The 23,325-nt window shown below is 61.9% G+C and carries 19 protein-coding genes; 11 read left to right on the top strand and 8 right to left on the bottom strand.

Annotation, left to right across the window (positions count from 1 at the left end):
- Positions 1-155 precede the first annotated feature (155 nt).
- Entirely contained in the window at positions 156-2,636 is a 2,481-nt protein-coding gene (gene ygjK / locus BN1120_RS08435) for an alpha-glucosidase (protein ID WP_042015601.1), read from the top strand.
- A gap of 78 nt (positions 2,637-2,714) precedes the next feature.
- Here ygjK and tyrS read toward each other — a convergent pair whose 3' ends face one another.
- Complete coding sequence (gene tyrS, locus BN1120_RS08430) at positions 2,715-3,914, bottom strand: tyrosine--tRNA ligase (RefSeq protein WP_042015600.1); 1,200 nt, start codon at positions 3,912-3,914, stop codon at positions 2,715-2,717.
- A gap of 114 nt (positions 3,915-4,028) precedes the next feature.
- Between tyrS and BN1120_RS08425 the strand changes: the two genes are divergently transcribed.
- Together BN1120_RS08425 and BN1120_RS08420 are read left to right on the top strand one after the other, a co-directional pair.
- Positions 4,029-5,333, top strand: a complete 1,305-nt coding sequence (locus tag BN1120_RS08425) for a peptidoglycan DD-metalloendopeptidase family protein (protein WP_042015597.1) — start codon at positions 4,029-4,031, stop codon at positions 5,331-5,333.
- Positions 5,334-5,398: 65 nt separating this feature from the next.
- A complete protein-coding gene (locus BN1120_RS08420) occupies positions 5,399-6,529 on the top strand; it encodes an anhydro-N-acetylmuramic acid kinase (RefSeq protein WP_042015596.1) in 1,131 nt (376 codons plus the stop codon).
- A gap of 113 nt (positions 6,530-6,642) precedes the next feature.
- Here the strand turns inward: BN1120_RS08420 and BN1120_RS08415 are convergent, their stop codons facing one another.
- Positions 6,643-7,044: a hypothetical protein gene (locus tag BN1120_RS08415; protein ID WP_231959391.1), complete on the bottom strand. Its 402-nt coding sequence runs from the start codon at positions 7,042-7,044 to the stop codon at positions 6,643-6,645.
- A 375-nt stretch (positions 7,045-7,419) separates the two neighbouring features.
- The gene (locus tag BN1120_RS08410) at positions 7,420-8,292 is read right to left on the bottom strand and encodes a hypothetical protein (protein WP_042015595.1); all 873 of its coding nucleotides are present in this window, start codon (positions 8,290-8,292) and stop codon (positions 7,420-7,422) included.
- A gap of 1,070 nt (positions 8,293-9,362) precedes the next feature.
- Between BN1120_RS08410 and BN1120_RS08405 the strand changes: the two genes are divergently transcribed.
- Positions 9,363-10,628 carry a RidA family protein gene (locus BN1120_RS08405; protein ID WP_042015593.1) on the top strand — a complete coding sequence of 422 codons (1,266 nt, stop codon included), beginning with the start codon at positions 9,363-9,365 and terminating at the stop codon, positions 10,626-10,628.
- Positions 10,629-10,702: 74 nt separating this feature from the next.
- Here BN1120_RS08405 and BN1120_RS21695 read toward each other — a convergent pair whose 3' ends face one another.
- Positions 10,703-11,332 carry a DUF6680 family protein gene (locus tag BN1120_RS21695; protein WP_231959392.1) on the bottom strand — a complete coding sequence of 210 codons (630 nt, stop codon included), beginning with the start codon at positions 11,330-11,332 and terminating at the stop codon, positions 10,703-10,705.
- Between the two features lie 285 nt (positions 11,333-11,617).
- Positions 11,618-13,609, bottom strand: coding sequence for a transketolase (tkt, locus tag BN1120_RS08395; RefSeq protein ID WP_042015591.1), 1,992 nt, complete (start codon positions 13,607-13,609; stop codon positions 11,618-11,620).
- A gap of 340 nt (positions 13,610-13,949) precedes the next feature.
- On the opposite strand from tkt, the gene metK reads away from it, so the two are divergent.
- The 7 genes from metK (at position 13,950) to ruvX (ending at position 19,623) form a co-directional block, all read left to right on the top strand.
- Positions 13,950-15,101 (top strand): methionine adenosyltransferase, encoded by a 1,152-nt coding sequence (gene metK, locus BN1120_RS08390; protein ID WP_010673869.1) that lies wholly within the window; start codon positions 13,950-13,952, stop codon positions 15,099-15,101.
- Positions 15,102-15,168: 67 nt separating this feature from the next.
- Entirely contained in the window at positions 15,169-15,708 is a 540-nt protein-coding gene (locus tag BN1120_RS08385; protein ID WP_039040145.1) for a SprT family zinc-dependent metalloprotease, read from the top strand.
- Positions 15,709-15,781: 73 nt separating this feature from the next.
- On the top strand, positions 15,782-16,474 hold the full coding sequence (locus BN1120_RS08380; RefSeq protein ID WP_039040144.1) for an endonuclease: 693 nt from the start codon (positions 15,782-15,784) through the stop codon (positions 16,472-16,474).
- Between the two features lie 129 nt (positions 16,475-16,603).
- Positions 16,604-17,335, top strand: a complete 732-nt coding sequence (rsmE, locus tag BN1120_RS08375; RefSeq protein ID WP_042015589.1) for a 16S rRNA (uracil(1498)-N(3))-methyltransferase — start codon at positions 16,604-16,606, stop codon at positions 17,333-17,335.
- A gap of 123 nt (positions 17,336-17,458) precedes the next feature.
- Entirely contained in the window at positions 17,459-18,409 is a 951-nt protein-coding gene (gene gshB, locus BN1120_RS08370) for a glutathione synthase (protein WP_042015588.1), read from the top strand.
- A 154-nt stretch (positions 18,410-18,563) separates the two neighbouring features.
- Positions 18,564-19,118 (top strand): YqgE/AlgH family protein, encoded by a 555-nt coding sequence (locus tag BN1120_RS08365; RefSeq protein WP_010673864.1) that lies wholly within the window; start codon positions 18,564-18,566, stop codon positions 19,116-19,118.
- A gap of 82 nt (positions 19,119-19,200) precedes the next feature.
- Positions 19,201-19,623, top strand: a complete 423-nt coding sequence (gene ruvX, locus BN1120_RS08360; protein WP_010673863.1) for a Holliday junction resolvase RuvX — start codon at positions 19,201-19,203, stop codon at positions 19,621-19,623.
- Here the strand turns inward: ruvX and yidZ are convergent.
- The 3 genes from yidZ to blaMOX form a co-directional block, all read right to left on the bottom strand.
- Positions 19,620-20,660: an HTH-type transcriptional regulator YidZ gene (gene yidZ / locus BN1120_RS08355; RefSeq protein WP_042015587.1), complete on the bottom strand. Its 1,041-nt coding sequence runs from the start codon at positions 20,658-20,660 to the stop codon at positions 19,620-19,622. The two genes, ruvX and yidZ, sit on opposite strands and share 4 nt — an antisense overlap.
- A gap of 10 nt (positions 20,661-20,670) precedes the next feature.
- Positions 20,671-21,837, bottom strand: coding sequence for an MdtL family multidrug efflux MFS transporter (locus tag BN1120_RS08350; protein WP_039040141.1), 1,167 nt, complete (start codon positions 21,835-21,837; stop codon positions 20,671-20,673).
- 292 nt (positions 21,838-22,129) lie between these two features.
- On the bottom strand, positions 22,130-23,281 hold the full coding sequence (blaMOX, locus tag BN1120_RS08345) for a CMY-1/MOX family class C beta-lactamase (protein ID WP_042015586.1): 1,152 nt from the start codon (positions 23,279-23,281) through the stop codon (positions 22,130-22,132).
- Positions 23,282-23,325: the final 44 nt, after the last annotated feature.

The following is a 23,325-nucleotide window of genomic DNA, read 5'->3' as shown; positions in this document are numbered from 1 at the left end:
GGGTGATCCGGCTCACACTCGCCCCTCCTGCACTGTGACACAGCGCCAATAATCCCGTCATAATCGCCCTATAATGGCTCTCGCAAACGCTTTCACTAAAATAATCACTAAAAAACACCTTCCTTAACCTACAAAAACTGCCATTGGAGCGAGAGATGTTTCGTAAAAATTTACTTTCCATCACCCTGAGCGTCGCCCTGTTCGGCCTCACTGCCTGCAACGGCAATGACTCCAGCAGCTCGGCCGCCCCCAGCGCCACTCTGGCGAACCAGTATCAGAACGTGATCGACCGCAGCGGCACCCCGCTCCAGTTCCGTGACTTTGACAGCTACGCCAACCTCAAATACAACCCGCTGCTCGATCTCGGCGCCTGGCACGGCTTCCTGCTGCCCGCCAGCGACAGCGAATGGGGCGGCTTTACCGGTCCCATGGTCATCGCCGAGGAGTACAGCCTGTTCTTCGCAAGGGAATTGGACAAGCTGACCCTGAGCGACGAGAGCGGCCGCGCCTTCCCGCTCACCAGCGCCAGCAAGCAGGCGCTGTACGCCATCCCGGGGGCGCTGGTGCAGCGCTTCGAATTTGACCCCTTCACCCTGGAGCTGGAGCTGCGCTACGGCGATGCCCGCACTGCGCTGGTTCGCACCCGCCTCATCAACCACACTGACGCCCCCCTCACCCTCAAGCTCAACTGGCAGGGGGAGCTGCTCAACCAGTGGGATGCCAACAAGACGGTCGCCGAGCAGTACCCCGCCTGGACCCGCACCATCAGCCAGACCGAGCGCGGCGTGGCATTCCAGTTCGGCAAACTGCGCAGCACCTGGAACATCATGCAAAGCGGCAGCGCCAGCTACCGCATCGATCGCACCCTGCCGAGTAGCACCACCCTCGACGAGCAGGGGCTCGGCTACGTGAGCGAGGCCAACCTCACCCTGGCCGCCAAGGGCCAGCAGGATATCTACACCCTGCAGAGCTATGTCCACAGCAGTGCTGACGCGAGTCGCTTCGAGCAGAGCCGCCAGGCGCTGCTGGCCGACCCCGCCAGCCATTTCGACGACTCCATCCGCCGCTGGGAGGATTACCTGGCGCGCGGCCTCTCCAATCAGGGGATCCCGGAATCGGAGCGGCGCATCGCGGTCAAGGCGATGGAGACCCTCAACGGCAACTGGCGCTCGCCGGCCGGTGCCATCCTGCACGACGGGGTCACTCCCTCCAACACCGCCCGCTGGTTCGACGGGGTCTGGGCCTGGGACAGCTGGAAGCACGCCTACGCCATGGCCCACTTCAACCCCGAGGTGGCCAAGAACAACGTGCGCGCCATGTATGACTACCAGATCCAGGCCGATGACCCGGTTCGGCCGCAGGATACCGGCATGGTGATCGACGCCGTCTTCTACAACAAGCTCGCCGATCGCGGTGGTGACGGCGGCAACTGGAACGAGCGCGACACCAAGCCGCCCCTCTCCGCCTGGGCCATCTGGGAGATCTACAGCGCCACCCAGGACAAGGCCTTCATCGCCGAGATGTACCCGAAGATCCAGGCCTATCACGACTGGTGGTATCGGGCGCGGGACAACAACCGCAACGGCATCATCGAATATGGCGCCACCCGCCACGTCGAGCACAACGACGAGTTTGGCAACATCACCTTCAAGGTGCAGTACCCGACGGGGGCTCCGGCCGGGCTGGATCTGTCGAGCTGTACCAATGAAGGAGATGGCTGGTATGGCTGCGCCGGCATGGCGCTCTATCAGCAGGTATTGAGCGTTGGCGGCTACGCCGACATGGATATCGGCGCCCAGCACGGGGCCGGCTGGGAGTCCGGCATGGACAACGCCGCCCGCTTCGGCTTTATCGAGCCGGATCAGCTCAAGCGCTATGCCGACAAGACCTATGGCGGCGACATGGCCAGGGCGCGCCAGGACTGGAACGTCTTCTTCTTTGAAAACCATGAGGACGACGGCAACCTCATCGGCTTCTCCATCGATCAGGAGTCGGTGGAGCTCAACGCCTTCCTCGCCAAGGAGAAGCGCATCCTGGCCGACATGGCCGAGCTGCTCGGCAAGCCGGACGAGGCGAGCCGCTACCGCGAAGGGGCGACCCAGCTGGCCGATTACATCAACAGCTGCCTGTTCGATGAGGCCTCCGGCTTCTATTACGACCGCCAGATAGCCCAGGGGGATCTGCCCGACGCCAACGGCTGCGTCGGCAAGCTGTTGACAGCCCGCGGCCGCGGCCCGGAAGGATGGAGCCCGCTCTGGGCCGAGGTGGCAGACAAAGAGAAGGCGGCGCGGGTGCGCGAGGTGATGCTCAATGCCCAGGAGTTTAACACCAAGGTGCCGCTCGGCACGGCGGCGCTGACCAACCCGGCCTACGACCCCGACATCTACTGGCGCGGCCGGGTCTGGCTGGATCAGTTCTACTTCGGGGTGAAGGGGCTGGAGAACTACGGCTATCGCAGCGATGCCCAACAGCTCGTCAACAAGCTGTTTAGCAATGCCGAGGGGCTGGCGGGCAGCGGCCCCATCCGCGAAAACTACAACCCGGAGACCGGCGCCATGCAGGGGGCCAGCAACTTCAGCTGGAGCTCGGCCCACCTCTACATGCTCTATCGCAACTTCCTGAAAACAGAGGGCTGATCCCTCTTTGCAGCAATGAGCCAACAAAAAGGCCTCCGCAAGGGAGGCCTTTCTTATGGCAGCGCCGCAGGTGGCGACTTACTTCACGGTCACCCGGGCAAACTTGCGCTTGCCGACCTGGTAGACGGCGGTACCGGCACCGATGAGGGCCTTGCCATCGTCCAGCTTCTCGCCATCCACCTTGACCGCGCCCTGCTTGATCATCCGCAGCGCTTCGGAGGTGGTGGCCACCAGATCGGCGTCTTTGAGCAGGTTGGCGATGGCCAGCCCTTCCCCTTCCAGCGCCAGCTCGACTTCCGGCATGTCGTCCGGAATGGCGTTCTTGGAGAAGCGCTGGGTGAAATCTTCGTGGGCCGCTTCGGCCGCCGCTTCGTCGTGGTAGCGGGTGATGATCTCTTTGGCCAGCCAGATCTTCACGTCGCGGGGGTTCAGGGTACCGGCTTTGATCCCGGCCTTGAAGCCGTCGATCTCGCTGAGCGGGCGGAAGGAGAGCAGCTCGTAGTAATTCCACATCAGATCGTCGGTGATGGACATGATCTTGCCGAACATCTCCCCCGGGGCATCGTGCACGCCGATGTAGTTGGCAGCGGACTTGGACATCTTCTTGACGCCGTCCAGGCCTACCAGCAGCGGCATCATCAGCACGCACTGGGTCGCCATGCCGGCATCTTTTTGCAGCTCGCGCCCCATCAGCAGGTTGAACTTCTGATCGGTACCGCCGAGCTCGACGTCCGCCTTCAGCGCGACCGAGTCATAGCCTTGCAGCAGCGGATAGAGGAATTCGTGAATGGCGATGGACTGGCCGTTGCTGTAGCGCTTCTTGAAGTCGTCGCGCTCCATCATGCGGGCCACGGTCTGCTTGGCCGCCAGCTTGATCATGCCGGTCGCGCCCAGCTCACTCAGCCAGGTGGAGTTGTACTCGATGCGGGTCTTGGCCGGGTCGAGGATCTTGAACGCCTGCTCGGCATAGGTGAGGGCGTTGTGCTTGATGGCCTCTTCGGAGAGCGGCGGACGGGTGGCGTTCTTGCCGGAGGGGTCACCCACCATGGCGGTGAAGTCACCGATCAGCAGGATCACTTCATGGCCCAGATCCTGGAAGGTCTTCAGCTTGTTGAGGATCACGGTATGACCCAGGTGGATGTCCGGCGCGGTCGGATCCATCCCCAGCTTGATGCGCAGGGGGCGCCCTTCCTTCAACTTGGCGATCAGTTCTTCTTCAACCAGAATTTCTTCCGCTCCGCGCTTGATCTCGGCTAGCGCCACCTCGAGCTGGGACATTTTTTGACTCTCCAATCACGATTCCACAGGGCCAGACATATTACTGGAATGGCGGGCCAATTGGAAAGGCGGTAAACTCCGACCTTCTTCCGGGTTCAACTTTGTCTGCTTCTCATGGTCCTTTGGCACGCCTTCAACTCTCTCCCTCACTGGCACCGCAAGATGGTGCTGATCCTGAGCATCATGGTGATGATGCTGGCGGCCTGGCCGAGCGAACAGGCAGTCGCCACCCGGGTCGATGACAACGAACTGGCCGTCGAGCAGCAGGTCGACGAGGAGGCGCAGCTGGCACGGGCCGAGCCCGTCACCCCGCCCAAACCGCGCTATGTCACCAGACAGGTGAAGGTGCGAAGCGGCGACAACATGGGGGTCATCTTCCAGCGCCTCGGCCTCAGTACCACGGATCTGCACCTCATCGACCAGCTCGAGGGCACGGATACCCTGCGCCTGCTCAAGCCCGGTCAGGAGCTCACCTTCAAGCTCACCAAGGGCGGCGAGCTGCACAGCCTCTATTACCCCCACAGCCTGGAGCAGGCGCTCAAGGTGAACCGCCGGGATGACGGCTTCGTGGCCAGGCCGGTGAAGATCGAGCTCGACACCCGCGAACAGGTGGCCCAGGGGGAGATCCGCTCCAGCTTCTGGGGCGCCGCCGTCGAAGCGGGCATGACGGAAGACCAGATCATGGATCTCGCCGCCATCTTCGGCTGGGACATCGACTTTGCCCAGGACCTGCAACCGGGGGACAGCTTCCGGGTGGTCTACCAGGACAAATACCAGGATGACGAGCGGGTTGCCTCCGGCGACATCCTGGCCGCCGAGTTCGTCAACCAGGGGGCCATCTACCGTGCCGTGCTGAACACGGATGGCAACTACTACACCCCGGACGGCAAGGCGATGCGCAAAAGCTTCCTGCGCGCGCCGGTCAACTTCAAATACATCAGCTCCAACTTCAATCCGCGCCGCCTTCACCCGGTCACCGGCAAGGTGCGCCCCCACAACGGCATCGACTACGTGGCGCCGGTGGGGACTCCCATCATGGCGGCGGGCGGCGGCAGCGTGGTGGCCGCCGGCTACAACCAGTTCAACGGCAACTACGTCTTCATCAAGCACGCGGGCAACTACGTGACCAAGTACCTGCACCTCTCCAAGCGCACCGTCAACAAGGGGCAGCGAGTGAAGCAGGGCCAGACCATCGGCCTGCTCGGCGGCACCGGCCGGGTCACAGGCCCGCACCTGCACTATGAATTCGTGGTGGGCGGCGTGCACAAGAACCCGCGCACCCTCAACCTGCCCCAGGCGGAGTCTCTCAGCGGGCGGGCGCTGGCCAGCTTCAAGGCCCAGGCCATGCCCCAGCTGGCCAAGCTGGACAGCCCCGAGCTGCAACTGGCCAGAAACAAGGGCAACGGCGACGACAGCTGACCGCTGTCGACCAAGGTGGAACACGGTATCAGACCGTTCCTCTGCATCATTGAAAGAGGGTTGTCATGACGGAACGCTATATAGGCTTGATGTCCGGTACCAGCATGGATGGTATCGACGCCGTGCTGGTGCAGATCGAGGGGGATGCACTGCGGGTCGAGGCGGCCCTCTGCCATCCCTGGCCTGCCGATACGGCTCGCACCCTGCATGAGCTTTGCACCCCGGGGGAGAACGAAATCGACCGCATGGGGGTCGCCGACAACCTGGTGGCCCGCGAATTTGCCGCCGCCACCCAGGCCCTGCTCGCGAAGGCGGCGCTGACTCCCAAGGAGATTCGCGCCATCGGCAGTCACGGCCAGACCATACGCCACCGCCCCCAGCTCGGCTTTACCCTGCAGATCGGCAACGCGGCCTTGCTGGCGGCCCTGACCGGCATCGACGTGGTGGCCGATTTTCGCACCATGGACATGGCCCTCGGCGGTCAGGGGGCCCCCCTGGTGCCCGCCTTCCATCAGGCGCTCTTTGCTCGCCCCGGCGCCCTGCGGGTGGTGCTGAACCTCGGCGGCATTGCCAATATCTCGGTGCTGCCCGGCCAGACCGACGGGTGCTCTGGCTCTGGTTCAGGGGTATATGGCTTCGATACCGGCCCCGCCAACACCCTGCTCGACGGCTGGTATCGCCGCCACCATCCACACGGTGACAGCTATGATGCCGGTGGCCAGTGGGCCGCCAGCGGCAAGCCTATCCCTGCGCTGCTGGAGCAGTTGCTGGCTCACCCCTACTTCGCCGCCCCCGCCCCCAAGAGCACGGGGCGTGAGATGTTCACCCTCGACTGGCTCGACGGCGAGCTGGACGGCTGCGCATACGCCCCCGCTGATGTGCAGCGTACCCTGCAATCCCTCACCTGCCACAGCATCGCCCGCCAGTTGCCCACCCACAGTGATGCGCCAACCCGGCCCGAGCTGTTTGTCTGCGGCGGCGGCGCCCACAACGCCCCGCTGCTGGCGGAGCTTGCTGCCCTGCTGCCCGACTGGCATCTGACCAGCACCGCCCAGCTCGGCCTTGCACCGGACTGGGTGGAAGGGGCCGCCTTTGCCTGGCTGGCACAACGCTTTATCCAGCGAAAGCCAGGCAATCTGCCTGCGGTGACCGGTGCGAGCCGCCCGGCGGTGCTGGGCGCCCTCTATCCCGCCTGAGCCGCTTCCCGAGCGCCATCCGCCCCTAATGAAACAAGCCCGAACAGGTGCACCTGTTCGGGCTTGTTGTTATGCCTGACGCCAGATGGCGCAGACCCGTCACTCTGTGCTCCCTACCCGAGCCGCTCCTTCAACCTGGCCGCCTGCGCCTTGAAGGTCTCATAATCGGCGACATGCCGACTCCTGGCGGCGGTGAGCCACTGCACGCCCGTCTCGTCGGCGTGGGAAAATTCGATGCAAAACTCATATTTCGCGCTGGAGAGCAGCCCCATCAGGGCGCCAGACAGAAAACCCACCAGGGGCAGGAAGAGCACGATGAGCCAGTTGCCCGCCTGCTCGTAGGAAGGGGTGAAGTAAAAGAGCACACTGGAGGTGACCACCCCCAGCAACAAGCTCTTCTTGAGCCGATCCATCCAGCCGAGTGCTTTTACCTGCACGCCGACGATGCGGCCCAGATCGTAGCGATCCTTGTTCACCCTCAGTGTGTTGTCCGACTGTTCAATGGCAATGGCCATCCTGATACTCCGTCCTGTTGGCTATGGCGATAAGGGGTTGCCGTGGCGGCCCCGGATTGTGCATCCCGTGATCATGACGGACCAGCGGCCAGCCACGGGGCGATGGGCGGCGCCTCCCCCAACAGGAACACACGCTGCGCATGGTATCGTATGGCGCCAAACATCAAAAGGCGTTCACATCAAAAGGCGAGGTGGATCACCTTCTACCCACCCCTTGTCCCCCGTGCAGCCGTTGGCTTTTCTGGCCATCCCCTCTTGGGCAAGGTAGCCGGGGGATCAGGGGTCAGTGAGATAACAGTCCCGTGATGACCCTCAGGAGGGGCGGGCCGATGGGATGGCACCATGGGCCCGCACCTCGAGAGCACTCCCATGGCCCTAGAAGGCCCACTTCAGGAAGCGGTTTACCTGGCGCTTGACCGGTGCACAGAGCGGCGGTTTGGGAGGCTCCAGGTTGATCTGTCTGCGGCCCACCCTGGCTTCGCCCCGCAGCAGGATCTGGAGATAGTGGGGGTGCTGGCGCTGGATGAATCGAGAGATCTCATGGGCCCAGGGTTTGGGGACTCCCCACAGGGTCGAGGCCAGGGCGCCGACGATACAGAAGAAGGCGGGCTCGTGCATGCCCATCCTGACGCCGTTCTCCAGCGCATCTTTGAAGGAGCCCGAATGGGCGATGCAGGTCATCACATTGACCATGAAGGCGGCATAGTCATCTTCCCCGCCGTGGCCCACCCTGGCCACCAACCCGGCCTGCGGCCTGTAGCCGAACTGGTGGCCGATGTGTTCAAGCACCGCATTGCGCTGGCGAATGACCTTGGCATAGAACATCAGCATGGCGGTACAGTCGAGCGCCTGGCTCAAGGCCGCCTGATGGGGATGGGTCTGGGTGGGACGGGGGGTGGTCAGCAGCGCGATCTCCTCCGAGATGGCGAGCAGACCGATGGGCACCGCCGTGCTGATAAAGGCAAGATCGATGGCGATCGCCAGGTCCTGACCCTCCTCCATTCGGCCGATGACCACCTGCTCGGCAAAGAGGCGACGCTGGCGCTCGATAAAGGCGCCATAGATCAGGGCCCTGAACTTCTTCTGGGGATAGGGGGTATCGAGCAGGGTCTCCATGGTCAGGATGGCGGCACCGGTGCGACCGCGCAGTTGATAGTCGGGGGCGAGGGGGAAGTGCTTGCCTAGGCGGGGGGGTGGCCGAAACCCGCTGGTGCGGCTGTACATGTCACCCAGAATGAATCCAAGCATAAAACCTCCGAAGTCAGATGACGGGGATCGCGATACGATCGCATGTGCCACTCCCGGGCAGATGAGTGCCGATCCGTGCTGCTCGTCGGCAGGGTCCCTGATTTCGTTATTAATCATACAGTTAATAATCCACCCAAACCCCGACCCAGGTCGCAATAACGGCAGTTGATGACAAAGAACGCAAATAAGGATGGTGCGGTGAAGATGAGCCGGCTGCATCGCAAGGAGTGCGGGATACGCCAGGGCGGCAAAGCAGGGCGGACTCCGGGGCCCCCTCACAGGGAGGGTCATGACAGGAGTGATATGCATCGGGAGGCGGCAAGTCGGGGCAGGCAAGGGGAAGGCCCCCTCCCCTTGCTTATGAGCCTTGTTGGCGGGCTGCGTTCGCGCCGCTGAAAAGATATGGCATAGGTGATGTGGCGACCCGCCCATGTCAGCCTCCGCCGCAGGGGCTAAAAAGCGCCCTCTCTTTCTCCCGTATTTATGTCATGACCTGTTGCCATGCAAAGAGGGTGAATGTTATTTCAGTGTGCTCGCCGCAGCATATTTTGGCGGCGCTGAACAGGGCGTCGAGAGAGCGATAAATAGATAGCTATGCAAAACCGGGAGAATAAGCTGCAATTTCGCCAAAAGTATTAACGGAGGATTCACAGGCTGTAACCCTGATGCGCGACAATATGGCGCTATCTGGTTCCACTTTCATGGTAAAGCGGGATCATCATCACCTTTATTTGCCATGTCCGTCATGAATTGAATCGCAAAATGAATATATTTCACTCTGTTGAGCCACCTCATAGAAACAGGATCCCGGTTTGCATCCCCGGATAACCGCCCCCTAGAATTCTCCCGTCTGAATCACCAGGCCAACTTATCTCCCTTGTCTGTTGCACGCGCTGTCTGCATCGAAACAGGGCTCGACACTGTGATGATCGTTCTCCTTTTCTCCGTCGCCCTGCGGCGGGAACGGGCAACTGTTGCCGCAATATCACGAGTCATCAGCGTGCCGCATTCGGCCAGGGAAGAGCAATATGGCCCGGACCCTACATCAAAAACGAAAAAGGAGTATCGCCATGAGTGGTACCATCATCAAATCCGCCAGAAATACCCCCAATGCGCCTCAGGATCTGGGGCCCTATACCCAGAGCGTGGCTTTCTCTCACTACAACAATATTGCCGCCCAGCTCCCGGTCGATCCGAACACGGGCGCGCTGGTCGCAGGGGATATCCAGGCCCAGGCCAGACAATGTCTCACCAATATCCAGGCCATCGTCCAGAGCATTGGCCACGGCATGGAGGACATGGTGAAGGTGACCCTGTTCCTCGCAGACATCGCCGACCTCGATGCCGTCAACGCCGTCTATCGGGCATTCTTCCCCCACTCGCTGCCGACCCGCACAGTGCTCGCCGTCGCCAGTCTGCCGCTCGGCGCCAGGGTGCAGATGGACGCCCTGCTCTCCAACGGGGAAGGCACCTTCCCCCAGGCTCCCTGCCCGCTGCTCAAGATCTCCCGCAATAGCGACAAGGCGCCGCAGGATCCGCTCTCCAGCCAGAGCGTCGCCTTCTCCCACTACAACAATATCGGTGCCCAGCTGCCCCTCGACCCCGCCTCCGGCGCCCTGGTTGACGGTGGCATTCGCGAACAGGCGGCCCAGTGCCTGCGCAATATCAAAACCGTGCTGGAGAGCATCGACGTGCCCTTCGACGACATCGTCAAGGTGACCGTCTATCTGACCAATCTGGCGGATCTGGACGCCGTCAACGAGGTCTACACCACCTTCTTCCCGGACTCCGCCATCGCCCGTGCCGTCGCCTATCTGCCCGCCCGCTCTGTGGTCAGTGCCGCCGCCCTGCCGCTGGGCGCCCGGGTGCAGATGGATGCGGTCATCTCCCACGGTGACGGCACCCCGCCCCAGTTGGTGGAAGACAGGCACAACCTGGTGATCCGTGCCCGCAATACCGACAAGGCACCGAGAAGCCCGCTGCATAGCCAGAGCGTCGCCTTCTCTCACTACAACCATATCGCGGGCCAGCTGCCGCTCGACATGACCACAGGCAAAGTGCTGACCGGTTGCGTCCGTGAGCAGACCGCCCAGTGCCTCGGCCATATCAAGACCATTGTGGAGAGCATCGGCCACGTGATGGACGATATCGTCAAGGTCAATATCCAGCTTGCCAACATCGCGGATCTGGCGGACGTGGATACCATCTACGCCAAATATTTCCCGGGCTATCTGCCTGCCCGCACCGTGATTGGCGTCAGCGAGCTGCCCGCCGGCGCCCTGGTGCAGATGGATGCGGTGATGTCCAATGCGGAAAGTACCCCGCCGCAGGTTTAAAGCTCGCTTTAAATAATGAAAAGACACCGGCTTAGGCCGGTGTCAGGTAATAGCTATATCTGTACAAGCTGTGATTACAACTTTCCGTTAACTTCATCCTTTATTGTAACGGGAATTGAACGCTTACCTTCAAAATGCTCCTTCATCAAGCAATGAAGCTCCTTTTGAGTTTTTAGAGCCTCATCATCACTAGGAAAATAAACAATCGACATTGGGATAGACTTCTTACCAAGAAATACATCCACCAATTGACTTCGGATGTATTTTTGCTCAGTCTCTTGATCAGCGTACGCCTTTGGAAAATATCCAGCTTTCTTGATATGAACCTTATCGAAATCAAAACCTAAGGACTCACCCATTTCATACAAGAGATCAGACAGCTGATCATTTCGCTTTTCCTCCCAAATTTTTTGCATGCTTTCATCATCATTTGGATATGAATTCAGATGATCTAAATATGTCTTCCATGCATTTACAACCTTCGAATACTTCCGCCCATTAAATTCTAACCCAACCATATTAAGAGCCGATACATGCTGAAATGCTAAAGTTGAGGCTCTGGTAGTCATAAGATCTCGAAACACCGCCATTTTTTTATTTCTATCTTCTGATCTACGATCAAGAAACTTTTGAATTTGGACAGCTAAGATAGGACCAAGAATTACTGCTAGCATCATCAACCAGTCACTCATTGTTATCAGCATACTAAACCTCTGTTGATTACATAACTCATGATAAATTAAAAAACATATCACAATGCTGTTCAGCACCACACTATATTTAACTTTATATCAATTTATAAAATATGATCATACGTATGCTAAAACTTATATTTGATAAAATTACTTATACACTAACCCCATAAAAATTACCTTATCAAATAAACAATGACGAACTAACAAAAAACGCCCCCCATCTTGCGATGGAGGGCGTTTTATTTTCCGGCTATTGGGCCTGCGCGGCCCAACGTTCAGGAATTACAAGGGCTATTACAGGGACTCAGCGGTCGCCACCACGTTTTCCACGGTAAAGCCGAATTCCTTGAACAGCAGCTCGGCCGGGGCGGACTCACCGAAGGTGCGCATGCCGATGATCTTGCCGCCGAAACCGACGTACTTGTACCAGTAGTCGGCGATGCCCGCTTCGATGGCCACACGCTTGGTGACGGACATCGGCAGGACGGACTCTTTGTACTCGGCAGACTGGGCGTCGAACACGTCGGTAGACGGGATGGAGACCACGCGCACGGCACGGCCCTTGGCGGTCAGCTCAGCATAGGCAGCCACAGCCAGCTCCACTTCGGAACCGGTGGCGATCAGGATCAGCTCCGGGGTACCGGCGCAATCCTTCAGCACGTAACCACCCTTGGCGGCATCGGCCAGTTGCTGGGCGGTGCGGTCCATCTGGGCCAGGTTCTGACGGGAGAAGATCAGGGAGGTCGGACCGTCGGTACGCTCGATGGCGTGTTTCCAGGCGATGGCGGACTCTACCTGGTCACACGGGCGCCAGGTGCTCATGTTCGGGGTCAGACGCAGGGAGGCGATCTGCTCCACCGGCTGGTGAGTCGGACCATCTTCACCCAGACCGATGGAGTCGTGGGTGTAGACGAAGATGGCGCGCTGCTTCATCAGGGCGGCCATGCGCAGGGCGTTGCGGGCGTACTCCATGAACATCAGGAAGGTGGCGCCGTAGGGGATGAAACCACCGTGCAGGGCGATGCCGTTCATGATGGCGGACATGCCGAACTCGCGCACGCCGTAGTGGATGTAGTTGCCTGCGGCGCTCTCGGGAGTCAGGGACTTGGAGCCGGACCACATGGTCAGGTTGGACGGCGCGAGATCCGCGGAGCCGCCCATGAATTCCGGCAGCAGCTTGCCGAAGGCTTCCAGAGAGTTCTGGGACGCTTTACGGGTCGCGATCTTGGCCGGGTTGGCCTGCAGGGTTTCGATGATCTTGGCGGATTCAGCAGCCCAGTTGGCCGGCAGCTCGCCAGTGGTACGGCGCTTGAATTCGGCAGCCAGGGCCGGGTGAGCGGCTTCATAGGCGGCGAACTTGGCAGCCCAGTCGGATTCGAGCTTGGCGCCCTTCTCCTGACCGTTCCACTCGGCGGCGATGTCGGACGGGATGACGAACGGCGCGTGGTCCCACTTCAGGAAGGCACGGGCGGCGGCGATCTCGTCGTTGCCCAGCGGTGCGCCGTGGCAGTCGTGGGAGCCGGACTTGTTCGGGGAACCGTAGCCGATGATGGTGCGGCAGCAGATCAGGGTCGGCTTGCCGGTCTCGGCCTTGGCGGCTTCGATGGCGGCGTTGATGGCTTCCGGGTTGTGACCGTCAACGGCCGGGATGACGTGCCAGCCGTAGGCTTCGAAGCGCTTGGGAGTGTCGTCGGTGAACCAGCCTTCTACGTGACCGTCGATGGAGATGCCGTTGTCATCCCAGAACGCGATCAGCTTGCCCAGACCCAGGGTGCCGGCCAGGGAGCAGGCTTCGTGGGAGATACCTTCCATCAGGCAGCCGTCGCCCATGAAGGCGTAGGTGTAGTGGTCGACGATGTCGTGACCCGGCTGGTTGAACTGCTCGGCCATGGCCTTCTCGGCGATCGCCATGCCCACGGCGTTGGTGATGCCCTGACCCAGCGGACCGGTGGTGGTTTCAACGCCCGGTGCATAACCGTACTCCGGGTGACCCGGGGTGCGAGAGTGCAGCTGGCGGAAGTTTTTCAGATCGTCGATGGAGAGGTCATAACCGGAGAGGTGCAGCAGGGAGTACAGCAGCATGGAGCCGTGGCCGTTGGAGAGAATGAAACGGTCGCGGTCGGCCCACTTGGGGTTGTTCGGGTTGTGTTTGAGGTGGCTGCGCCACAGCACTTCAGCGATATCCGCCATTCCCATGGGGGCGCCCGGGTGACCGGAGTTGGCTTTTTGAACGGCATCCATACTCAATGCACGAATGGCATTGGCAAGCTCTTTACGAGAAGGCATCTGTATCTCCTGCGATTGCTTCATTTGATGGCCAAGATTAAGGCGCGTTATTGTCCCAGCAGGGGGCGCGGCGTGCAAATATTATCTGGGCGAATAAAGTGGCTTTGGGAGCACAATCGCTTTTCTGGGCGGGGAAAACGATTCAATCCGCCCCCTGCCTTACCTCCATGGAGGTGGATCCCTTCCCCATCCCGCCCCGGGCGGCTCCACCCCCAAATAGTGCTGGCAATCACCGGATGACCTATTTAAAATAGACGTCCAGATGTAGATACCTCTACAGTCATCCCGTCATTATCCGGTTATGGCCAAGGCGATAACCCTTACGAATCGAGAACCAAACATGGCAAAGCTGTTTACTTCCGAGTCGGTCTCCGAAGGCCATCCCGATAAAATCGCCGACCAGATCTCCGATGCGGTGCTGGACGCCATCCTGCAGCAGGACACCAAGGCGCGCGTCGCCTGCGAAACCCTGGTCAAGACCGGCATGGTGATGGTAGCCGGCGAAGTGACCACCTCTGCCTGGGTCGACATCGAACAGATCGTGCGCGACACCGTGCGCGAGATTGGTTACACCCACTCCGACATGGGCTTCGACGCCGACTCCTGCGCCGTGCTGAACGCCATCGGCAAACAGTCTCCGGACATCAATCAGGGCGTCGACCGTACCGACCCGCTGGAGCAAGGTGCCGGTGACCAGGGCCTGATGTTCGGCTACGCCACCAACGAAACCGACGTGCTGATGCCCGCGCCCATCACCTACTCCCACCTGCTGGTGAAGCGTCAGGCCGAAGTGCGCAAGAACGGCACCCTGCCGTGGCTGCGTCCGGACGCCAAGAGCCAGCTGACCTTCGCCTACGACGACGCAGGCAAGATCCTGGGTGTCGATGCCGTGGTGCTCTCCACCCAGCATTGCGACTCCATCAGCCACAGCGATCTGGTGGAAGCGGTGCGCGAAGAGATCATCAAGCCGGTGCTGCCGGCCGAGTGGATCAACAAGGACACCAAGTACTTCATCAACCCGACCGGCCGTTTCGTCATCGGCGGCCCCATGGGTGACTGCGGTCTGACCGGTCGCAAGATCATCGTCGACACCTACGGCGGCATGGCCCGTCACGGTGGTGGCGCCTTCTCCGGCAAGGATCCGTCCAAGGTGGATCGCTCTGCCGCCTATGCCGCCCGCTACGTGGCCAAGAACATCGTGGCCGCAGGTCTCGCGGATCGCTGTGAAGTGCAGGTCTCCTACGCCATCGGCGTGGCCGAGCCCACCTCCATCAGCGTCGAAACTTTCGGCACCGGCAAGGTGGCCGAAGCCCTGCTGGTCAAGCTGGTGCGCGAGTTCTTCGAGCTGCGCCCCTATGGTCTCATCGAGATGCTGGATCTGAAGCGCCCGATCTACCAGGCAACCGCCGCTTACGGCCACTTCGGCCGCGACGAGTTCCCCTGGGAGAAGACCGACAAGGCCGAGCTGCTTCGCGCTGCCGCTGGCCTGTAAGGCTCGAGGTTGTGATAAAAGGGGAGCCTGGCTCCCCTTTTGCTTTTGTGTCCGTCCCGAGGATCCCATGCCTGCCACTGCCACCCGGCTTGACCCCGCCCTCATCGAGATGCTGCTCGCGCGCGTCGAGGCCTGCTTTGTGCAGGCCGAAACGCGCCTTGGCCGCACCTTTCCCCGCCCGCAAGTCCACTGCAACATGCGGGGCCGGGCCGCAGGGTCGGCGCGGCTGCAAACCTGGGAGCTGCGTTTCAATCCGGCGCTCTATCAGGCCAATCAGCAGGCCTTTTTAAGGGAAGTGGTGCCCCACGAGGTGGCGCACCTGCTGGTCTATGCGCTCTGGGGAGAGGGGCGCGGCAAGAGCCGGGTACTGCCCCACGGTCGCCAGTGGCAGTCGGTGATGCGGGAGCTGTTCGGTCTCGAACCCAGCACCACCCACAGCTTCGATCTGGGGGTGCTGGCCCAGCGCACCTTCGTGTATGCCTGCGCCTGCCAGCAGCATCCCCTCTCGGTGCGCCGCCACAACAAGGTGATGCGCGGCGAGGCCCGCTATCACTGCCGCCGCTGTCGCCAGCCCCTGGTGTGGCAGCGCGACACGACGGCGGATTGAGTCACCCCGTGTCGCGCTCCTGTGATAGGGTGCGCGCTTACTTCATTCAACTGTCTCATTGCCAAGGATATTCATGTTTCGCCCTCTGCTCTCCCTCTGCCTGGCCCTGCTGGTCAGCGCCCCGGCTCATGCCGACAACATCCAGACCTTTCGCGCCGCCAAGCAGGATCTGAACAAGCTCTACCAGAGCCACCCCGTCACCTTCTACTGCGGCTGCAACATCAAGTTCAGCGGCAAGAAGATGGCCCCCGACTGGGAGAGCTGCGGCTACCTGCCGCGCAAGCAAGCCGAGCGGGCCTCCCGCATCGAATGGGAGCACGTGGTGCCCGCCTGGGAGTTCGGCCACCAGCTCCAGTGCTGGCAGGACGGGGGTCGCAAGAATTGCGGCAAGAGCGACGAGTTCAACAGGATGGAGGGAGACATGCACAACCTCTTCCCCGCCATCGGCGAGGTGAACGGCGATCGGGCGAACTTCCGCTTCAGCGACTGGAACGGCAAACCGAACCAGTACGGCAAGTGCCAGATGCTGGTGGACTTCAAGGAGCGCCAGGTGCAGCCGCCCAAGGGGCCGGTGCGTGGCCAGATCGCACGCGCCTACCTCTACATGAGCCAGCAGTACGGACTGCGTCTGGCAGCCCAGCAGCGCAAGCTTTACGAAGCCTGGGACAGGCAGTATCCGGCTGATCGCTGGGAGTGCGAGCGCAACCGCCGTATCGGCAAGCTGCAGGGCAATACCAATCCCTTCATTGAAAAGCAGTGCCAGTAACCCCATTTGACCAGGGAGGGGGAGCGTCCCCCTCCTCCTGAATCCCTTCACTCTCTGTCTCGCGAGCCTTGCTCGCCGCCGTGCAGTAGGGTATTGAAGGGTTTCCAAGCAAGAGACTGACTATCAGCCATGCGCATTCCACGTATCTATGAACCGGCCGGCCTGCAGGTTGGCCAGACCCTCGCCCTGTCGGAAGACGGTGCCAATCACATCGGCCGCGTGCTGCGCATGCAGCCGGGCCAGCAGCTCGAGCTGTTCAACGGCGACGGCCACCAGTACCCCGCCACCATCACCAGTGTGGGCAAGAAGTCCGTTGAGGTGACCATCGACAGTTGCGAGACCCGCTCGGTGGAGTCACCGCTGGCCATCCACCTGGGTCAGGTGATCAGCCGCGGCGACAAGATGGACTTCACCATCCAGAAATCCGTGGAGCTCGGCGTCACCTGCATCACGCCCCTCTTCTCCGAGCGCTGCGGCGTCAAGCTGCCCGCCGATCGGCTGGAGAAAAAGCGCGAGCAGTGGCAGAAGGTGGTGATCAGTGCCTGCGAGCAGTGCGGTCGCAATACCGTGCCCGAGGTGCGCATGCCGATGGAGCTGGACGCCTGGCTGGCGGAAGAGACCCAGGAGCTCAAGCTCAACCTGCACCCGCGCGCCCCTTACAGCATCAACACCCTGCCCATCCCCGAGCACGGCGTGCGCCTGCTGATCGGCCCGGAAGGGGGCTTGTCCAGCGACGAGATCGCCCGTACCGTGCAGGAAGATTTCAAGGAGATGCTGCTGGGGCCGCGGGTGCTGCGTACCGAAACCGCCGCCCTGACGGCGATTACTGCGCTTCAGTGCCGCTTTGGCGATCTGGCCTGACAGCCGACCCCACCCCGGCCCTCCCCTTCGCAGGGGAGGGAGCAACAGGCCCCTCCCCCTTGTGAAGGGGGAGGCAGGGAGGGGGTCATCACATCCAATCGAGCCATTAGGAAGGAAACTCGGATGACCATTAAACTCGGCATCGTGATGGACCCCATCTCGGCCATCAACATCAAGAAGGACTCCAGCTTCGCCATGCTCGAAGAGGCGCAAAAGCGCGGCTACGAGCTGTTCTATCTGGAGATGAAGGATCTCTACATGGAGGCCGGTCGCGCCTTCGGTACCATGCGTCCGCTCACCGTCAAATATGACTATGCCGACTGGTATAGCCTGGGCGAGGTGGTGGATCAGCCGCTCTCCAGCCTGGACGTGATCCTGATGCGCAAGGATCCCCCCTTCGACACCGAGTTCATCTACGCCACCTACATGCTGGAGCGAGCCGAGGATGAGGGTTGCCTCATCGTCAACAAGCCCCAGAGCCTGCGCGACGCTAACGAAAAGCTCTACACCGCCTGGTTTGCCGAGCACACCCCGACCACACTCGTCACTCGCAGAGCCGACAAGCTGCGGGCTTTCCACGCCAAGCACAAGGACGTCATCCTCAAGCCGCTCGACGGCATGGGCGGCGCCTCCATCTTCCGCATGAAGGAGGATGACGCCAACGTCGGCGTCATCATCGAAACCCTGACCGCCCACGGTAGCCAGTACTGCATGGCGCAGACCTATCTGCCCGCCATCAAGGATGGCGACAAGCGAGTGCTGGTGGTAGACGGCGAGCCGGTACCTTACTGCCTGGCCCGCATTCCGGCCCAGGGTGAGACCCGTGGCAACCTGGCGGCCGGCGGCCGTGGTGAGGCGCGCCCTTTGAGTGAAGCGGACTGGGCCATCGCCCGCGCGGTAGGCCCGACCCTGAAAGAGAAGGGGCTCATCTTCGTCGGCCTCGACATCATCGGCGATCGCCTGACCGAGATTAACGTCACCAGCCCGACCTGCATCCGCGAGATTGAGGCGGCTTTCGACGTCTCCATCACCGGCATGCTGATGGACACCATCGAGCGCCGACTGGGCCGCTGACCCCTTCGTTGCTGCGGCGAGGACACACACACAAGGGGCCGTGAGGGCCCCTTTGACTACCGCCCTCCTACCGGCAAAAAGCGGTTTTGCCCGCCGCCATCAACTGCCATAATCACCCCAAATACCTTTGCACGCTTAGAGATACATACGCTCCATGCAAACACTGCAAAATCACTTTCTGCTCGCCATGCCGAGCCTCACGGACGCCTATTTCCAGCGCTCCCTGGTCTATCTGTGCGAACACAGCAGCGAAGGCGCCATGGGACTGGTGGTCAACATTCCGGTTGACATGTCCCTGGACGCCATGCTGACCAAGCTCAACCTCAATCCCCCCGCCACCGCCGAGATGAAACAGCCGGTGTTGCAGGGGGGCCCGGTGCACGGGGATCGCGGCTTCGTGTTGCACAGCTTCCGCCCGGGCTTCAACTCCACCCTGCAGGTGAGCGACGAGATGATGGTCACCACCTCCAAGGACATCCTGGAGACCCTGGGCACCGACGAGGCGCCGGACCACTGGCTGGTGGCGCTCGGTTACGCCGGCTGGAGTGCAGGCCAGCTCGAGCAGGAGCTGGTGGATGGCGCCTGGCTGGTGATCCCCCCCAATCCCAAGCTGGTCTTCGATACCCCCATCCACCTGCGCTGGCAGCAAGCCGCAGCGAGCATTGGGGTCAACCCCCTGCACCTCTCCAGCCAGGTGGGCCATAGCTGACACCCCGGCCCTCCCCCACGAGCAGGGGGAGGCAGGGAGGGGGCTTCCCCCTTCATTTATCCATCCATTTCGAGGAGACCCCATGTCATCACGCAGCATCATGGGCTTTGACTACGGCACCAAGAGCATCGGTGTCGCCATCGGCCAGGAGCTCACGGGCAGCGCCCGCCCCCTCCGCTCCCTCAAGGCCAACGACGGCATCCCCAACTGGGACGAGATAGAGAAGCTGATCAAGGAGTGGCAACCGGATCTGCTGATCGTCGGTCTGCCGCTCAACATGGATGGCACGGACCAGGAGATCACGGTGCGAGCTCGCAAGTTCGGCAATCGCCTGCACGGTCGCTTCGGCAAGCCGGTGGAGTTCAAGGACGAGCGGCTCACCACCACGGATGCCCGCGCCCGCCTGTTTGAACGTGGCGGCTACAAGGCGCTGGACAAGGGGAGCGTGGACGGCGTCTCCGCCCAGCTCATCGTCGAAGCCTGGATGGAAGAGCAGTACGACTAAACCGGGGTGCCTCCTCCCCCTTGCTTCTCTTTCGCCGCCCCGCTCTCCATGGGCCCGCCCCAGGCAAAACGCGTCCTCCCCGCCGCGGCCAGTCCATAGAGCCGCCGGATCTCCCCCCGCAACCACATCACCTTGGCATCCTGATTGTGGCGCTTGTGCCACAGCAGGATGAAGGCGATCTCCAGCTGGGCATAGAGGGACTCTTCCAGCGGCAACGGCATGGGGATGAGGTCGGGGTGATGTCTGGCGGCATAGTCCGCGCAATATGAAGGCACCACGGCGATCAGCTCGTGGCTCTTTTGGGCGGCGATATGCAGCGCCTGCTCGAAGCTCGCCACCATGATGGGCACCTGCCGCCTGTGGCCTTCGTCCTCCAGCAGATCATCCAGTGCCCAGCTGTCGCTGGCCTCCCACACCACGCTCACCTGGGGGCAGGCCAGAAAGCGGGTCAGCGACCACGTCTGCCCGAGCAAGGGGTGATCCTTGCGCAGGAACACCACGGGACGATCGCAGAACAGCACCTCGTGATCGATGTAATAGGGCAGCCGGTTGACCCTGGCATGGGAGCGGCCGTGGGTCTCCCGGGCACAGAAGCCGAGATCCGCCTCCCCGTTGACGATGTCGTTGAGGGAGTGGTGATCCCAGCCCAGCATCCTGACCACGGAGTGGGGGTACTTCTGGTAGATGGTCGTGGGCAGCTCGCTCAGGAAGCTGATGCCAAAGGGGGACTCCATCACCAGACTGAAGCGGGCCCCCTCGGGGATCGCCTCGCTGTTGAGGGTGCTGATGCTCTCGGTGAGCTGGAACCAGGTCTTGAGCTCCTCCGCCAGGGTCAGGGAGAGATTGGTCGGCTGCAAACCCTGGCGCACGCGCACGAAGAGGGGATCCCCGAACCAGTCCCGCAGCTTGCCAAGCGCCTTGCTCACCGCCGACGGGGTGACACACAGCTTCTTGGCCGCCCCCGCCACGCTGCGCTCCTGCATCAGGTGCCTGAAGACCACCAGCAGGTTCAAATCGAGTTCACCCAGATTGCGCATCGCGTCTCTCCTATCCCCGAGCCCGTACTCGCCGTACCGCACGCCATGGTAGCAGCACCTTGACCACCAGGTAACCGAGCAGCGCCAGCAGGAGTGCCAGGATCAGCATCCAGAGCGCAGGCATCCCCAGATGGCCCATCCCCCAGATGAAGAGCCCGGACAACCCTATCTGCATAATGCAGAGCAGGGCACTGGCCGATGCCACCTGATCCCCGCACACATCCAGCGCCTCCCCCATCGCCACCCCGAACCCGCAGGAAAACCCGATGCAGACCAGGGCAAACCCCGCCAGCAGCCAGGACAGGCCGCCTTCGGGCCCGCTGCTGCACAACAGGGCGAGCAAAGCCAGCAGGTAGGCGAGGTGGGAGAGCGCCAGCACCCTTGCCTTGCCGAGCCAGCGCAGCAGCAAGGGGGTCAGGAAGGAAGCGGACATGCTCACCCCGGCCATCGCCATCATCAGCCGGGTGTACTGCTCGGGAGGCAGGCCGAACGTGGTCATCAGGACGAGGGGCGAGACGCTCACATAGACCAGGATGGCGGTCACGCTGGCGCTGGTCAGCAAGGCGCGCAGCATGAAGGGGGCCGTGCCCAGCAGGGCCAGCGGCGATGCCCCCGCAGGCTGGCGGGCGGGGCGGGTCTCCTTGAGCAGTCGCAGGTTGACCAGGGCACTGATGGCGGCCACCAGCGCCATGCCCACGAAGATGCCGCGCCACTCGAAGTGCGACAGGATGAGATAACCGAGTACGGGAGCCAGCACCGGAATGACGCAGATCACGCCGTTGATGAGGGAGAGGGCCATCGCGAGGCGCGCCTGGCTCAGCACATCCCGCAGCACGGTGAAGGTCATGATGTAGAGCGCTCCAGCGCCCACCCCTTGCCAGAAACGCCCCAGATAAAACTGTGCGATGCCGGTCGCCTCCGCCGCCACCAGGGAAGCGACCACGAAGATGAGAGCGCCCCCCAGCACCACGGGGCGCCTGCCATGGCGATCCGCCAGCATGCCCCCCGGCAGCACGGTAGCCGCCATGCCCAGCAGATAGATGGAAAAAGCGGTGTGGATCTGCGCCTCGCTCCCCTGCAGGGTTTGCGCAATGCGGGGGACGGCCACCAGATAGAGATCGATCCCGAGGGGATAGAGGATGATCATCAGAAAAGTACACAGCAGAAACATACCCATGAAAGCTCCATAGCAGCAGGTTTCACCATCACAGGTGCGCTGTCAGCGAGATTGACAACTCAATCCTGCAAAAGCAGAGGAAGATGCCGGGCACTATAGAGCGGGCGGCCTGCCGGGGCCTAGTGACGAGATGGCACTCGGTGGATGCCAATCCGGACATCTCCCGCAGGAGAGGTCCGGATTGGCATGCTCATCGACCCGCCCCCTGCCAGGTCGCCCTTGAGGGGTCGGGTCCGAGGTAACGGGCACGCCGCGATGCGACGTGCCCTCAAAGCTCAGCAAAGGCGCACCATTACCTGGCCAGTTGCGTCAGGATGGCGTGAGCCGCCTTGATGCGCGCCTCGTTGGGGTAGTTGCGATTGGCCAGCATGACGATGCCGATCCCTTTGGCCGGCACGAAGGCCACATAGGCCCCGAAGCCGTTGGTCGAGCCGGTCTTGTTGAAGAGCACAGGGTGCCCTGCCGCAGCGGGCGCGGGCACCGCCGGGTTGGCATTGTAAATCATCGCCGGGGAGTTGCCCGCCAGCAGCGTCTGCTCGCTGACGGGATAGGCGTAACGCTCCCAGCCCAGTCCCTGGGTCATCTCCCCCACCGCATACTGGCCCTGGTGAGTCAGGTCGATGGCCTGCTGCATGGCCGCATTATCCACCCCGCTGATGTTCGCCTTCACAAAGCGCAGCAGATCCGCCGAGCTGGTCTTGATGCCGTAGGCCTCGTCCGCCAGCATGCCGGGAGTGACGCGGATCGGCTTGTCCTCCTTCGAGTAGCCGTAGGCGTAGTGCCCCATGGCCTGCTCGGGCACATTGAGGTAGGTATGGTACAGGCCAAGCCCCGGCAGGATCGTCTGCTCCATCAGGCGATCGAACGGCTGCTTCATGCTGCTCGCCGCCAGATAGCCAAAGAGCCCGATGCTGGGGTTGGCGTACTGGCGATGGGAACCCGGCGAGTAGGCTGGGGTCCACTGGCGGTAGTAGGCCTGCATCTTCTCGAGCGAATCCACCTCCTCGGGGAATTGCAGCGGCAAGCCGCCCGCGCTGTAAGTAGCCAGCTCCCCCATGGTGATGTTGTCAAAGGCGGATCCCTTGAGCCAGGGGGCGAACAGACTCGCCTTGTCATCGAGCTCGAAGCTCCCCTGCACCACGGCGTAGGCCCCCAGCGTCGCGGTCAGGGTCTTGCTCACGGAGCCTATCTCGAACAGGGTCTGCTCGCTCACACCGACCGCGCGCTCCCGATCGGCCACACCGTAGTTGAAATAGTGGGCCTTGCCATCCTTGAGCACGGCCACCGCCATGCCCGGGATCCTGTGCTCCTTGAGCAGCGGCCGGATGCTGGTATCCACCACGGGGCGCAGGGGATCGGTCGCCGCCTTGTCACCGGCATGAGCCAGACCGGCCCACATCAGGGTGGCCACGGCCCCCCACAGGATGGATTGTCGTTGTTGCATTGCATGTCTCCTGACTGTCGTTAGCAAGGTATCGCCATGGCGGC

The organism is Aeromonas caviae (assembly GCF_000819785.1).
Taxonomy (GTDB): domain Bacteria; phylum Pseudomonadota; class Gammaproteobacteria; order Enterobacterales; family Aeromonadaceae; genus Aeromonas; species Aeromonas caviae.
This window is presented reverse-complemented; position numbering and strand designations above follow the sequence as displayed.

Coding starts and splice junctions, on each gene's coding strand:
- gshB (WP_042015588.1), top strand. CDS start 17,459: ATGACCATTAAACTCGGCATCGTGATGGACCCCATCTCGGCCATCAAC.
- ygjK (WP_042015601.1), top strand. CDS start 156: ATGTTTCGTAAAAATTTACTTTCCATCACCCTGAGCGTCGCCCTGTTC.
- yidZ (WP_042015587.1), bottom strand. CDS start 20,660: ATGCGCAATCTGGGTGAACTCGATTTGAACCTGCTGGTGGTCTTCAGG.
- blaMOX (WP_042015586.1), bottom strand. CDS start 23,281: ATGCAACAACGACAATCCATCCTGTGGGGGGCCGTGGCCACCCTGATG.
- metK (WP_010673869.1), top strand. CDS start 13,950: ATGGCAAAGCTGTTTACTTCCGAGTCGGTCTCCGAAGGCCATCCCGAT.
- tyrS (WP_042015600.1), bottom strand. CDS start 3,914: ATGTCCCAGCTCGAGGTGGCGCTAGCCGAGATCAAGCGCGGAGCGGAA.
- tkt (WP_042015591.1), bottom strand. CDS start 13,609: ATGCCTTCTCGTAAAGAGCTTGCCAATGCCATTCGTGCATTGAGTATG.
- BN1120_RS08350 (WP_039040141.1), bottom strand. CDS start 21,837: ATGGGTATGTTTCTGCTGTGTACTTTTCTGATGATCATCCTCTATCCC.
- BN1120_RS08425 (WP_042015597.1), top strand. CDS start 4,029: ATGGTCCTTTGGCACGCCTTCAACTCTCTCCCTCACTGGCACCGCAAG.
- BN1120_RS08405 (WP_042015593.1), top strand. CDS start 9,363: ATGAGTGGTACCATCATCAAATCCGCCAGAAATACCCCCAATGCGCCT.
- BN1120_RS21695 (WP_231959392.1), bottom strand. CDS start 11,332: ATGCTGATAACAATGAGTGACTGGTTGATGATGCTAGCAGTAATTCTT.
- BN1120_RS08410 (WP_042015595.1), bottom strand. CDS start 8,292: ATGCTTGGATTCATTCTGGGTGACATGTACAGCCGCACCAGCGGGTTT.
- BN1120_RS08380 (WP_039040144.1), top strand. CDS start 15,782: ATGTTTCGCCCTCTGCTCTCCCTCTGCCTGGCCCTGCTGGTCAGCGCC.
- rsmE (WP_042015589.1), top strand. CDS start 16,604: ATGCGCATTCCACGTATCTATGAACCGGCCGGCCTGCAGGTTGGCCAG.
- ruvX (WP_010673863.1), top strand. CDS start 19,201: ATGTCATCACGCAGCATCATGGGCTTTGACTACGGCACCAAGAGCATC.
- BN1120_RS08420 (WP_042015596.1), top strand. CDS start 5,399: ATGACGGAACGCTATATAGGCTTGATGTCCGGTACCAGCATGGATGGT.
- BN1120_RS08415 (WP_231959391.1), bottom strand. CDS start 7,044: ATGGCCATTGCCATTGAACAGTCGGACAACACACTGAGGGTGAACAAG.
- BN1120_RS08365 (WP_010673864.1), top strand. CDS start 18,564: ATGCAAACACTGCAAAATCACTTTCTGCTCGCCATGCCGAGCCTCACG.
- BN1120_RS08385 (WP_039040145.1), top strand. CDS start 15,169: ATGCCTGCCACTGCCACCCGGCTTGACCCCGCCCTCATCGAGATGCTG.